This window comes from Streptomyces anulatus, assembly GCF_000721175.1.
Lineage (GTDB): Bacteria > Actinomycetota > Actinomycetes > Streptomycetales > Streptomycetaceae > Streptomyces > Streptomyces anulatus_C.
In genome coordinates this window covers 56,387-68,886 of record NZ_JOEZ01000021.1, presented here as the reverse complement: position 1 = coordinate 68,886, position 12,500 = coordinate 56,387, and the positions used below count along the sequence as shown (strand labels likewise).

Annotated in this window: 10 protein-coding genes and 4 pseudogenes; 7 read left to right on the top strand and 7 right to left on the bottom strand. The window is 68.3% G+C overall.

Going from position 1 to position 12,500, the window contains the following annotated elements:
- Window positions 1–12: 12 nt before the first annotated feature.
- A complete protein-coding gene (locus IG90_RS0124145; protein ID WP_030588268.1) occupies window positions 13–387 on the bottom strand; it encodes a hypothetical protein in 375 nt (124 codons plus the stop codon).
- 19 nt (window positions 388–406) lie between these two features.
- The gene (locus IG90_RS0124140; RefSeq protein WP_030588264.1) at window positions 407–994 is read right to left on the bottom strand and encodes a class IV adenylate cyclase; all 588 of its coding nucleotides are present in this window, start codon (window positions 992–994) and stop codon (window positions 407–409) included.
- 309 nt (window positions 995–1,303) lie between these two features.
- On the opposite strand from IG90_RS0124140, the gene IG90_RS0124135 reads away from it, so the two are divergent.
- Window positions 1,304–1,987 (top strand): hypothetical protein, encoded by a 684-nt coding sequence (locus tag IG90_RS0124135; protein WP_030588261.1) that lies wholly within the window; start codon window positions 1,304–1,306, stop codon window positions 1,985–1,987.
- Here the strand turns inward: IG90_RS0124135 and IG90_RS0124130 are convergent.
- Both IG90_RS0124130 and IG90_RS39715 read right to left on the bottom strand, forming a co-directional pair.
- Window positions 1,943–3,112 (bottom strand): hypothetical protein, encoded by a 1,170-nt coding sequence (locus tag IG90_RS0124130; RefSeq protein ID WP_030588258.1) that lies wholly within the window; start codon window positions 3,110–3,112, stop codon window positions 1,943–1,945. The two genes, IG90_RS0124135 and IG90_RS0124130, sit on opposite strands and share 45 nt — an antisense overlap.
- A gap of 294 nt (window positions 3,113–3,406) precedes the next feature.
- Window positions 3,407–3,541, bottom strand: a pseudogene (locus IG90_RS39715) (VapC toxin family PIN domain ribonuclease); the annotation flags it as partial.
- 277 nt (window positions 3,542–3,818) lie between these two features.
- Between IG90_RS39715 and IG90_RS46105 the strand changes: the two are divergent.
- A pseudogene (locus IG90_RS46105) lies at window positions 3,819–4,126 on the top strand (transposase); the annotation flags it as partial.
- Between the two features lie 64 nt (window positions 4,127–4,190).
- Here IG90_RS46105 and IG90_RS46100 read toward each other — a convergent pair.
- On the bottom strand, window positions 4,191–4,886 hold the full coding sequence (locus tag IG90_RS46100) for a hypothetical protein (protein WP_241192957.1): 696 nt from the start codon (window positions 4,884–4,886) through the stop codon (window positions 4,191–4,193).
- 375 nt (window positions 4,887–5,261) lie between these two features.
- Between IG90_RS46100 and istA the strand changes: the two are divergent.
- Window positions 5,262–5,969 (top strand): annotated as a pseudogene (istA, locus tag IG90_RS47290) (IS21 family transposase); the annotation flags it as partial.
- A gap of 285 nt (window positions 5,970–6,254) precedes the next feature.
- Here istA and IG90_RS47285 read toward each other — a convergent pair.
- Window positions 6,255–6,404: pseudogene (locus tag IG90_RS47285) on the bottom strand (hypothetical protein); the annotation flags it as partial.
- 1,112 nt (window positions 6,405–7,516) lie between these two features.
- On the opposite strand from IG90_RS47285, the gene IG90_RS0124105 reads away from it, so the two are divergent.
- The gene (locus IG90_RS0124105; protein ID WP_030588232.1) at window positions 7,517–7,777 is read left to right on the top strand and encodes a hypothetical protein; all 261 of its coding nucleotides are present in this window, start codon (window positions 7,517–7,519) and stop codon (window positions 7,775–7,777) included.
- A gap of 184 nt (window positions 7,778–7,961) precedes the next feature.
- On the opposite strand, the gene IG90_RS0124100 is transcribed toward IG90_RS0124105, so the two are convergent.
- Window positions 7,962–8,516 (bottom strand): hypothetical protein, encoded by a 555-nt coding sequence (locus tag IG90_RS0124100; RefSeq protein ID WP_030588229.1) that lies wholly within the window; start codon window positions 8,514–8,516, stop codon window positions 7,962–7,964.
- Between the two features lie 1,244 nt (window positions 8,517–9,760).
- On the opposite strand from IG90_RS0124100, the gene IG90_RS0124095 reads away from it, so the two are divergent.
- From IG90_RS0124095 to IG90_RS0124085, 3 genes are all read left to right on the top strand, one after another.
- Complete coding sequence (locus IG90_RS0124095; protein WP_030588226.1) at window positions 9,761–10,099, top strand: helix-turn-helix domain-containing protein; 339 nt, start codon at window positions 9,761–9,763, stop codon at window positions 10,097–10,099.
- Between the two features lie 322 nt (window positions 10,100–10,421).
- Complete coding sequence (locus IG90_RS0124090) at window positions 10,422–10,625, top strand: cold-shock protein (protein ID WP_030588223.1); 204 nt, start codon at window positions 10,422–10,424, stop codon at window positions 10,623–10,625.
- Window positions 10,626–10,949: 324 nt separating this feature from the next.
- Window positions 10,950–12,461 carry a DEAD/DEAH box helicase gene (locus IG90_RS0124085; RefSeq protein WP_030588220.1) on the top strand — a complete coding sequence of 504 codons (1,512 nt, stop codon included), beginning with the start codon at window positions 10,950–10,952 and terminating at the stop codon, window positions 12,459–12,461.
- Window positions 12,462–12,500 lie beyond the last annotated feature (39 nt).

Genomic DNA, 12,500 nt, shown 5'->3' with positions numbered 1-12,500 from the left:
CGGGGCGGGGGCTTAACCACGGCGGAAGAGCCTGCTCTGGCCCCGATGCTTGCCGGTTCTCCTGCCGGAGGTCGACTGCCCCACCTCGGCGGATTCGCTCGGCCGGGTGGAGCCGGCCGGGCGGCTCTCGTTGAAGAAGGATTGCCAGACCCGTTCCTGCAGCTCGCCGATGCAGGCGCCGCACGCGTACATCGGGGCTTGGGCCCCGGCGACTCTGGCGGGGCCGATCCACAGGACGCGCGTCCACCGCTGTCCGCAGTAGAGCCAGCAGAGTCCGTCGACCCACTCGTTGCCGTCGTCGGTGGCCGCCGGTGCGGGTAGTCCTCCTCGGGCGAACTCGGCGATCCCGGGGATCACCCTGTGCTGTAGGGCGACTTCCGTCAGCATCGCTCGTCTCCCTCCGTGATCAACGGTCCTGAGTCGCAGGAGAAGCGTCTTTCTGCTTCTCGGCTTCGGAGAACAGGAGCGTGGGCTCGGCGAGGATGTCGCGGCTGGACTCGCTCTTGTAGATCTCGTCTACGCTGCCGAACCGGGCCTCGGAGTAGTCGAGGTCCAGCAGCGCGGCGGCCTGGCGCACCGACGCCTCGTCGGGTCCTTCGATCTCCAGAAAGGTGGGAAGGTCCGGCCAGCTGTCGAAGTCGAAGGCGACCTCGCCCAGGCGCCATTCCTCGCGGTAGTTCTCCTGGTACCGGACCTCGGTGAGGCCGACCCGGCGCAGGATGTCGGCCATGGCGTGCAGGTCGGCGACCTCGGTTTCGATCTCCTTGGTGCCGTCGATCGTCGTGGCGTCGGTGACCTGCTTGAGGGTGAGCGTCGAGCGGGTGCCCTCGTCCCGCAGCCGAATCCAGGCCCCGCCGTCAAGGGAGTCGTTCTCGAAGATCTTGCGGGTGAGGAGAGTGCGGGGGAACGCCTGGACGGCACCGAGGGCGCTCAGCTTGGTCTGGAGGTCGGCGACGTCCACGGCCAGGAACTTCGCCTCGTACTCGTGCTTCATGGGGCCTTCTCTCAGAAGTGGTCGGTGAGGGTGGACGTCCGGGCCGCGAGCAGCAGGCCCATGCGGTGGGTGTGGTCGTGCAGCTGGCCGACGTGGGGCCGAGCTCGACCAGGACGTGCGTACGTTCCCGGCCGCGCGCCGACGGTTCGTCCAGCACTGGCTCACCACCGTGCAGCCCGGGTTCGAAGGCTGCGTCCCGCTGGAAGCCGTGCGGCGTGAACGGCGCGAGTTGTGGGCCGCAGCGCCCCCGACCGAGCGCCGCGCTCTGCTCGCCGCCGTCTTGCCTGCTCTGGAGGAGCCGCGGCACGCGTGGACACGGCGGAGCCGCTGCGGTGGCTGCTGGAGCAGATCGGCGGCGGTGTCACCCTGATCCAGGCCGGCTGCCTGCCACGGGAGGTGGTGGCTGCCGCGTTCGCCCGCTATTCGCACTGGTACCCGATCGGCAAAGGGCCGCGCTCGGAGACGGACCTGTTCCAGCTGGCTGACCTGCACGAACTCGGATGCACTCAGCGGCTGGTGACCAAGCGCCATCGCACGCTCAAGCTTTCGGTGGCCGGCGGCGTGCAGCTGGCGGATCACCAGCTGCGTCAGCATACGGCCGCGCTGGCCTGGCTCGGCACCACCGTGGCGGAGCGGCAGGTGGCCGAGTGCGCCTTGGGCGCGCCGTGGGCGGAGCCCCGGCTCCGCGGGGACCTGTGCGATGCCGTCCATCCGGTGCTGGCTGCGAGTTTGACCCACGATGACGGTACCGTGATGGAAGTGAAGGACACCGAGCGGCTGCTGTGGAGGTTCTGGCACCTCGGCCGCGAACTCGGCTACCTCGACGAGCGGGACCGGTCCGCCGACGCCCCGATCTCCCTGTCCGCCACAGGCCGCTTTGCTGCCCTCGCGGCGCTCCGCGTCCTGGCCGAGGGGCCGAAGGGCCGCGCGACCGCATCTGAGCGTGGCTCAGCGGGCGGTCAGGCCGGCGTCGGTGAGGCGGCGCATCAGTGAGGGTTTGCCGCGGTGCCGTTCGCGCAGGTCATGGAGGCGCCGGGCGAACTCCTCGGGGGTGCCGGCCCGGTCGTGGACCTCGCGGAGATCCTTCAGGAGGGTGACGGCGGTGTCGTAGAGGCCGGGTTGTTTCTTCCCGATCAGGTGGGCGATGTCCTGCCAGGCTTGCTGGGTGTTCTCGGCCAGGCGGTCCAGGTGGCTCTCGCGAGCCCGCTGTTCGGCTCGGCGGGTCTGGGCGCGGGCCTGTTCCTGCTGTCGGGTGTGCTCGGTGCGCACCTCGTGGGCGGCGTCGAGGAGTTCCGCGGCTGAGCGGTGCCGGGCAGCGGCGGACGGTTGGGCTGTGCCGTGGGACACGGTGCGGTGGCGGGCCAGCAGGGCGGGGCCCGGTTGTGGGGCGGTGCCCAGGGCAGCGTCCAGCAGCAGGCTGTCCTTCTCGTGTGGTGGCAGGGCGCGGATCCAGGCGATGAGCGCGTCCTTGTCGATCGCCTGGGAAGGGGCGGTACCGCTGGCGCGGGCAGCCGCGGTGAGCAGATGCGGGTCGACGTGAAGGAAGTCCGCCAGGGTCTGTTGCGGGCCGGTGAGGTGGGCGAGGCCGGCGGGTACGGGCGGTTCGAGGGTGGAGGTGTACTCGTCCTCGTCGACGTCCTCCTCCAACTCCCAGCGGGTGAGTGCGGAGAGCCAGGCCAGATAGAGGGGGCGCAGGTCGCCTGCGGCGAGTTCGGCACGCAAGGTGGTGAACGAGGCGAGGGTGAAGGAGGTCTCGAAGTCCCATTCGCCGCCGTCCTCGGCCTGGTAGGAGAAGTCGAGCAGCAGGTGCCCTTTCCTGGTCCAGCGGGTCAAGGCGTCTTCCGCGCAGTACGGTGCGGCGCTGCGGGCGGGCAGCAGGGCGGTGGGCAGGCGCAGCATCAGGCGCCGTGATCCCCAGTTGGCGAAGTACAGGTGGGCGTCGTACAGCTGCTCCATCAGTTTGCGCTCATCGCCGCGGAAGTCGCCGTAGTGGTACTCGTTGACGAAGTGCGTCGCGCTGATCGTGGCCCGGCTCGACAGCCCCCGCACCTGCTCCAGTTCGTCCTTGGTCAACGGCCGTTCGATGGCCTGGAACTCGTAGTATTGGTACTCGCTCACGGCTGTGCAGACTACCGCTCGCGCTGCGGCTCGTATGGCGGGGATGGGCCGGGACCTCTCGTTCGGGGCTCATCCACGGTTACGGTCTGGCGGTGCCGTCGGGTTCGTAGGATCGAGGCGAGGACGACTGACCGGCAACCGGCTCGTGGCCCCGGGGTGACCGCCAGGGCGTTGCCACCGGCGCGGAAAGTCATCACCGGCGACCGTCTTCGCCCCCGAGCTTGACCGTCCGGGCACCGCGCTACCGCCGGGGATGTACCCACCCTGCGAGATTGGGCGGGCGGCTCGACCTGCTCAACGGTCGGCGCTGCCGGGCGGGACGACCCATTCGGTGGGTTGGCCGGTGAGGGAGGCGATCATGTCGAAGCCGCCGTCGTAGTGGAGGACCGTCCGCTGGTGCAGTTCTGCCGTGGCGGCGATCACGATATCGTTTCGGTCGGGGTCCCCCTCATGGACGGAGGCTGTGGCGTTCATGGCGACATGCCGCGCGGTCACTCCTCGTGGAAGATGGACAGTCGTCCCAATGTCAGGCTCCGCCCCTGTCGTGGGTCGCATCAGAAGCGACAGGATGGCGAGAGGCGGCTGGCCAAGCAGCCCCGTCGGTGGACAGTCGGTGGACAGACGCCTTTGGGCGCTGCGTCACGGGGTGGCACGGGTTGAACCGTTCCGGGTCAGGTAGAGACTTGATTCCGTGAAGGATTGAGTCATGGCACAACCTTCCCGTTACCCGCTTGAGCTGCGCCGTCGCGCGGTGCGCATGTTCGCCGAGGTCCGCGGCGACCACCCGACCGAGACGGCAGCACTGCAGTCCGTTGCCGAAAAGCTGGACATCGGTTCCCGAGAGACGCTGCGGAACTGGGTGAAGCAGCACGAGATCGACGCCGGACAGCGGCCGGGGACGACGACGCAGGAGTCCGCCCGGCTCAAGGCGCTGAAGAAGGAGAACGCCGAGCTGAAGCGGGCGAACGACATCTTGAAGGCTGCGGCGGCCTTCTTCGCGGCCGAGCTCGACCGGAACCCGGAACGGTTCAGAGCAGGGGGCAGCGATCCACGGTGCCGGTCCCGTCCCAACGGTTCGTCAGGACCCGGCCTTCGGCTTGAGCACGGCCGCGACGAAATCCTTCGTCAACTGGACTGCCGACTGGACTGGCACGGCCTGGCCGTCCGGCGGGAAGAAGTCGAGTTCTCCGGCCGCCCCGTAGTTGGCCCAGAAACACGTAGTCATCGGAAAGGTGTCGCTCACGTTCTGCTGGCACTTGACGAGTAGGTCACTGCTCGTGACCTCTTGCGGTTCGCCCGTGAAGTTGCGGCCGTAGCTTTTCGAGAGACTCACGGAACGCTCGAAGATCGTCTTCAGTGAGGCGGCGGGGTCCGTGATCTCCTCGTACAGATTCGTCCTGGCGGTGAAGACCGGTGCGGACGCCGACCTCGTGCCCTTGCGCAGGGTGATCCGCGGGCTGCCGAAGCACGAGACCTTGTCGGCGACGTCCTCTCTGGCACCTTGGAGATCCTTCAGGCCCTCGTCCCCGGTGACGTGCATGTCGAGGCCGCCTCCGAAGCGGAAACCTCCGTCGCCTTCGTCACACACGAGCCCCTCAAGGGTTTCCGGTTCCTTGACGCCCACGTATCGAGTGCCGGAGTCGGCGGCGAACTTCTCAGCGGCAGGCGTCGACGGCGAGGCGCCCGTGCCCACCCCGCCGGCAGCCGAGCTCCCGCCTTCCGAATCACCGGATCCGCAACCGGTGAGGAGGGTCCCCACGGCGATCACCGCCACACCCATACGCCACCTGGACATGCGCCAACTCCCCCGTTTCTTCCACTGATGATTACGAACTGGCGATCATAGTCATCGTCGATCAACTTCAGGAACACGAAGGGGGCACCAACTCTGCCGGCACCCGAGAAAGCGCTCTGATTGGGCGTTACCTCGCGCTTTCACGAAGCGGGCTGTTCGGCAGCGTCGGCGTACAAGTGAACGTGCACCACCTCGTACGGAGGGACGTGCACCATTCTTGATGCGGTGACGGGGTGTCGGCCGTGAGTCTGCTGCTGTCGGTTCGGGGTGGCAGAGAGGCGGCTGACGGTGTTCCTGGATCCACATCGCTGGCTGTAGTTGAGGCGGTTTCGTCCGCTGTACGAGTCCGGTGCGATGAGCCTGCGGGAGATCGCGAAGGAGACCGGGCTGAACCGCCGGACGGTCGGCAAGTACCTGAAGGACCCAGCCTCGCTCGCGCGGCCGAAGAGAGAGGCAGCAGATCAGCGGCCTCGGCGGGTGGTGGACGAGGTCGCGCCGCTGATCGACGCAGTGCTCAGGTCCGAGATCGTGCTCGAAGGAAGAGTGATCCACGAGCGCTTGGCCCAGGAGCACGGCGTCACGATCAACTATCAACGGGTGAAGCTCTACCTGCAGGAAGCCCGGCCCCGGATCGCGGAGGAACGGGGTATCAGCCCAGGCGAACTGGCGGGTCTGCACCGTCGGTTCGAGGTCGTTCCGGGTGCTCAGGCCCAGGTCGACTGGGGGGATGAGGGCAAGGTCCTCGCCCATGTCGGCATTCCGAAGGTCCACTCGTTTCACATGACGCTGTCCTACTCGCGCGTCCCGTTCTGCTGCTTCACCACCAGCCAGGACCTGGCGACGCTCTTCGACTGCCATCGTCAGGCGTTCGCGCACTTCGGCGGCGTGCCGATGGGCATCGTCTACGACCGCACCAAGACGGTCGCGCGGCGGCACGTTGCTCCAGGTGAGGCGGTTCCGCTGCATCCGGAGGCGGTCGCTTTCGCCGGGCACTACGACTTCGACATCGACGTGCTGGCCGCCTACCGGCCGCAGGGCAAGGACCGGGTCGAGCGACAGGTCGGCATCGTGCGGCCGTTGAGGGTGATGCTGTGTCAGATCGAGCGCGGCACGGTCGACGACATCCCAGTTCGCCCACGCCTCGTGGGAACCGCTGTCGCCCGGCACAAGGGCCCAGAGTTCGGGGCAGTGCAGGTGCATTCCCACCCTGTCGGGCAGCGACTTCTCCAGGCGTGGCACCGCGTGGTGTTCGACGAAGTCGGGCCCGGCGCCGTGGACGAGAACCTTGGGGCGCCGCAGGGCGGTGTAGGAGCGCACGAGCCATCCGCCGCGGTCACGATCCCGTCCCCACGGGTGGCAGTTCCAGCAGTAGAAGAAGGTGAAGAACCCGATGGGGAGCGTGTCGTGCAGGCCGTCGCGCGCGTGGTCGACCTGCGCGACGAACGTGAGGTCGTCGGCACAGCCGTCGCACAGGGGCCAGGTCTCGCCCTCCTCCATCGTCGGAAGCCCGCCGAACCGGGTGGCGACGACCTCCCGTGTCACGTGGGGCCGCGCAGGAACGGGCGGAGGGACGGCCTGCCGTCGGCGGTGTCCACGCATGCGTGCCTCGGGCGGGCGGGCGGGCGGGGGCGGGCTCCAACACGGTGCGCGTCCGCATCAGCGGCCGCAGCAACTGCTTGACGTGTGGCTCCTGAAGTGCGGGCATGCGCGCATCGTAGGCAGCCGACCTGCTGCCGTACGGCCGTTCGCTTGCCGATGCCGGGAGCACCGGCACCGACATCGTAGAACCACTGAGTCGCACACGTGACTTCGTCGTCGATTCACAATTCCAGTCGGACGTGGGGGAGTTCGTCGCGCAGGCGGTCCAGGGCCGGCCCACCGAGCTTCGTGTACCGCACGAGAAGGGCGTCGTATTGACAGAACATCAGAGACGCGCAGTACGCAGCATCTTCGACGCACTCTGGAGCAGCTACCGGGTGCCGGACGAGCAGGACGGAGCCCGAGCCCGGCGCTGACTGCCGTCAGCGCCGGAGAGGGTGACGATGCCTGAATCAGCCCTCCACACACAGCGCACCGGCAAGGAAGGGTACGCATGGCGGGAGCATCGGTGACCGGGGACTGGCCGTCGGGCGGACTGCCGCTCGACGCCCGGCGGATCGGGTCGGCGTACGAGCGGGTGCGACCGGCGCTGACGACGGATCCGCTGTTCGTCGAGAACGCCGCCGACTTCGACGTCGACGTGGAGGAACTCGACCGGAGGATGGCCTGCCCGCCCGGCCACCTTGACGCCGACACGCTGTGGGACTGGCTCGAGGGAGCCGACCAGTACCGGTGGGCGGGCCTGCGGGTGCTGGCCGACGCCTTCGCGGCTCCCGGATCGCTGCGGCTCTCCGGGCGGGTCACCGTCCCCGAGGGCAGCCTCCGCGTCGCCACCGGCGACGTGGTCGTGGAGGGGGACCTGGTGCTGGAGGACCAGGCGATGGTTCTCGTCCTGGGCACACTCACGGTCACCGGGGCGCTGGTCGGTTCCGTGCGGGACTACTCGCTGGTGGCCGCGGCCGAGGTCAGGTGCCGTGACGGGGTGACGTTCGGTGAGATCCTGGCGCTGGATGCCGTCCGGTGCACCGGGCACCCTGTACCTCGGCCGGGACGACTGCTCGTGCCGGGCGCCTCTCTTCGACGGCGGGGTTCTCGTCGACTTCGAGCGTTCCGACGCGTTCGGCCGCGTCGACGCCGACAAGCGGATCACCGAGTGGGACTTCGCCGCCGCGGCACGGGCGCTGGGCCTTCCCGCGGACGACGAGTTGGACCAGGCGTACGCCGACAGGCTGCTGGCTGCGAGCCTTTCAACGACTCCCGGCTCCGGGTGAGAGCGGCCACGCCGGCGACTGGGCGGGGGCCGGGGTGAACTCGAAGCCCGTGCATCACGGGTAACGCGTAGGTCTCGGGTTCGAATGTCTCTTCGTGACCTGACCGCTGGACGTTTCAAAGATGAGCTGGTGGCCCTCCGCCGTGGGCGTGCCATTGGCCGGCCCGGTGGGCGAGAGCCTGCCTTCAGACGTTCGACCAAGCTTCGAGGAAGGCCTTCCGCCCAACGGGATCGTCCGACCTGCGGTCGGCGTGCAGGACGTGCCAGGCGGTGAGTTCGAGATCGCGGAGCCATAGTTCGCCGATGACCTGTGTCTTGAGGTCGGGCAGGTGGTCGGACTCGATGAGGGCTTGGCCGATCACCTCTCCGGCTGCGAGGCGTTGGGGCGGGGTCATCTCGTCGACGGCCGAGAGAATCTGTCGGGCCAGGCTGGTTCCCTCGCCGGTCAGTGATTCGAGTACGCCGGCCTTGATAGTGGCGGGCAGCAGGTAGGCGGTGCCCGAAGACCTCCACAGGTCCGACCAGAAGCGTTCTCCTGCCTCGGTGGGGTCGGGGAGCGCGGCCAGCAGTCCGAGGAGATGGCCGATTGCCGCGTAGCCGGCGGAGTGGGCAGCTGCGACGACTGCGATGCCTGCGACGCGCTCCACGTCGAGCTGGCTGGTTTCCGAAGCGGCGCCCAGCTGATGTTCCAACTGATCGGTCAGAGGGGTGGACAGGTGGGGACGAACCTCAGGGAGCATTGGCGATCCTTGCGGGTAGGCGAGCGGAGATGCCGGTTCGGAAGCTCTGATCGTTCCCCACGGCCAGCCGGTCTACTCGGCTCCGGAAGGCCCAACCGACGTCGGGGGCGTGGGGGGCTCGCCTGGCGGCGACGGTCCCGCATCGGCGACAAGCCCTTTCCCCCGGGCCTCTTGAAGGGTCTCGCGTGAGCCTTCCTGGCATGAGCGCATGATTGCCGGTGACGCCCATGAGCCCGGTGGAGGTCGTGAAGCTGTGCCCCGCGACGCAGCCTGCTCAGGCCGGAGGTGTCCACGTCGGTGCAGGGCTCGAAAGCGCGGCGAAGTCGCTCAGCCCCGCGGAGCACAGGGTGACGGTGGAGCGGAGAGCGGTCATCCGCTCGCCGCTCTGGTGGAGCCGGTCAAGCCGCGGCCGCGTGGCCGGCTGTCCGTCCGCTCGGCGGCGCAGCCGGAGAGGGTGGCTGCGGGTAGCGGCTCTGGTCGGTGCAAGGGTCTTGGCTGGGAGGACCCATCCGCGCTCCGCCGCTGGCCCAGGCAGAGAGCCCTTCTCGCTGAAGTCTGAAAATCTGTGCTGGCCGAGGTAGACATTGAGATGCGGGGTGGTTATGGTTTCTCTCGTATCCAAGAAAGACAGCAAGGTCTGGCAGAGATGAACTGCCGGGCAGCGCAAATCAGCAGTTGCAGTGCGCAGGTCGGTGCGGTGGTGGAGTTCCGAAGCCAGGGTTCTCGCAGGATGGCGACGGGGCTGGCGACCGGACCGGGTGGCCCGCAGTCTTCAGGGGCTGCCGTGAGCAGAATCGCAGGATGCAAGTGCAGTCCGCAGTACCAGTGGTCCCTCGGTAAATGGCGTCAGGCTGCGGCGCGCGTACCGGGAAGTTCGGCAGTGGGGTTCCAAGCCGGAGAAGACGCAGGACGGGCGACGGGGCTGGCTGCCGAAGTGGCGCTGTGAGAGGCCACCAGGAGTACGGAAGTGGTTTGTCCAGAGGGATGGAACGGAGGAGTTGAGCGCCATCAGGATCGCCCGGGCGGAAGTGCTGGGCCCGGGTACCGCAGGACATCGTCAGTGAGGTGGTCTCCGGTCAAGCAACCGCGATCCCCGCAGCCCCCGGACCTCTTCCCGGCAGGTATGCGGAAACACAGAGCCGGCGTAGCCGATCAAGGTCGGCTGATGGTGTAGCAGTTCCTTCGGGGCCCTGGTGCCAATGGCACCAGGGCCCCTCCAACGCGTGTTCCACAGGAAGGTACAGATGACAGCAGACGACTCGTTCGGCCGCCTCGACGACGACGACTACCCCGCCTACACCATGGGCCGGGCAGCCGAGATGCTCAACACCACACAAGGGTTCCTCCGCGCCATCGGCGAAGCCCGTCTCATCACGCCCCTGCGCTCCGCGGGCGGGCATCGCCGCTACTCCCGCTACCAGCTCCGCATCGCCGCCCGCGCCCGCGAACTCGTCGACGGCGGCACCCCGATCGAGGCCGCCTGCCGCATCGTCATCCTTGAGGACCAACTCGAGGAAGCCCAGCGCATCAACGCCGAACACCACCGAGACACCAAGCCGCTCAGCATGCCGGCCTCGGCCTGAAGCGCCGCGCGTCCGCAACGCTGTGCTCGGGGTGGGCCGATATCTATGGCCACGGCGTGAGGGTTCAATACGCCGCGCCGGGAGTGTTTTTGCCGCAGCAAAGTGAGTGGAATTTTTCACCGTACGCGGACCATTACGACATGCTACTGTCGATCTCGGTTGCAGTTGTGGTTCCCAGAACTTCAAGCTTCTGACTGGGTGTTGTTCGAACCAGTGGAAGCTTCATTTTATTTCCGGATTCCCTCCGGGCGGGGCATCATCGCGGCGACGCGGCATCCGTGCATCACGGATCCCGACGTACCTGCCCCGAAGGAGACATGACATGACGTCAGGCACTGTGAAGTGGTTCAACGCGGCCAAGGGTTTCGGCTTCATCGAGCAGGACGGTGGCGGCCCTGACGTGTTCGCCCACTTCTCGAACATAGCCGCCCAGGGCTTCCGCGAGCTGCTCGAAGGCCAGAAGGTCACCTTCGACATCGCACCGGGCCAGAAGGGCCCGACTGCCGAGAACATCGTTCCCGCCTGACGCTGACGCGCACTTCGTAGCTGGGGCCCGCATCCTTCGGGGTGCGGGCCCCAGCTCCGGGTATTGTCCCGGGGCGGTGCCACCTGGGGCAGAACATCCGCCCCGGAGTCCTCTCGCTGCCCACTCCTTCCGAGTCCCACCCATCGGTGGAACTGGATTTTTCGCCCCAATGGCGTCGCTCATTCCATGGCCTGCCGCCCGCTCCGGGATAACTCGCAGGTCTCATTTGATTTCGCATCCCACTCGGCCCGTTCTTGTGATTCCCCGCGCTGTTCTTCCGCTGCGAGAATTCCTTGATACGTGCCGTATCAAGGAAGGTTCTGAATGAACCCCACACGTACGAACAATCGCACTTCCCGCAGCCGTGCCGCCGACTTCGGCCGGGGCGGTAGCCGCTTCAACCCGACCGCCCCGACCCGTTCCGCTGCGCCGGCCCGCTCCGGCGGTTCGGGCCGCTCGGGTGGCCATGGGCGGCGGCCCGTCGCGGTCCAGGGCGAGTTCGCGCTGCCGGTCACGGTCACTCCCGCGCTGCCCGCCGTCGAGGCGTTCGCCGACCTCGACATGCCGGGCCAGCTGCTGGCGGCGCTGACCGCGCAGGGGGTGAGCGTTCCGTTCCCGATCCAGGGGGCGACCCTGCCCAACACCCTCGCGGGCCGCGACGCCCTGGGACGCGGACGCACCGGCTCCGGCAAGACCCTCGCCTTCGGCCTGGCCCTGCTGGCCCGCACCGCCGGTCAGCGTGCCGAGCCCCGTCAGCCGCTGGCCCTGGTCCTCGTGCCGACGCGTGAGCTGGCCCAGCAGGTGACCGACGCCCTGGCTCCCTACGCCCGCTCGGTGAGGCTGCGCATGGCCACCGTCGTCGGCGGCATGTCGATCGGGAGGCAGGCCAGCGCACTGCGCGGTGGTGCCGAGGTCGTCGTGGCGACGCCGGGCCGGCTCAAGGACCTCATCGACCGTGGCGACTGCCGGCTCGACCAGGTCGCGATCACCGTTCTGGACGAGGCCGACCAGATGGCTGACATGGGCTTCATGCCCCAGGTCACCGAACTTCTGGACCAGGTACGCCCCGAGGGGCAGCGGATGCTGTTCTCCGCCACCCTGGACCGTAACGTCGACCGTTTGGTCCGCCGCTACCTCAGCGACCCGGTCGTCCACTCCGTCGACCCCTCCGCAGGCGCGGTGACGACGATGGAGCACCACGTCCTGCACGTCCACGGCACCGACAAGCACCGGGCGACGACCGAGATCGCGGCGCGCGAAGGCCGGGTGATCATGTTCCTGGACACCAAGCGGGCTGTGGACAAGCTCACCGACCACCTGCTGGCCAGCGGGGTGCGGGCCGCGGCTCTGCACGGCGGGAAGGCGCAGTCGCAGCGAACCCGGACCCTGACCCAGTTCAAGAGCGGGCATGTCACCGTGCTCGTGGCCACGAACGTCGCCGCACGCGGCATCCACGTCGACAACCTCGACCTCGTCGTCAACGTCGACCCGCCGACCGACCACAAGGACTACCTCCACCGCGGCGGCCGCACCGCACGCGCAGGGGAGTCCGGCAGCGTCGTCACCCTCGTCACCCCCAACCAGCGCCGCGACATGACCCGCCTCATGACCGCCGCCGGCATCGTGCCCCAGACCACCCAGGTCCGCTCCGGCGAAGAGGCACTCGGCCGCATCACCGGCGCCCAGACCCCCTCCGGCATTCCCGTGACGATCACCGCGCCGGTGGCCGCGCGGCGTGAGCGCAGCCGTGGCGCATCCTCACGCGGCAGGCGCAGCCCCGCCTCCGCGGCCCGGCGCGTGAGCGCGCACCAGTCCTCCTTCGACGCGGCGGCTTGAGAGTTCCGTGCTCCGGAAACTCACCCACCACTGCAGGAG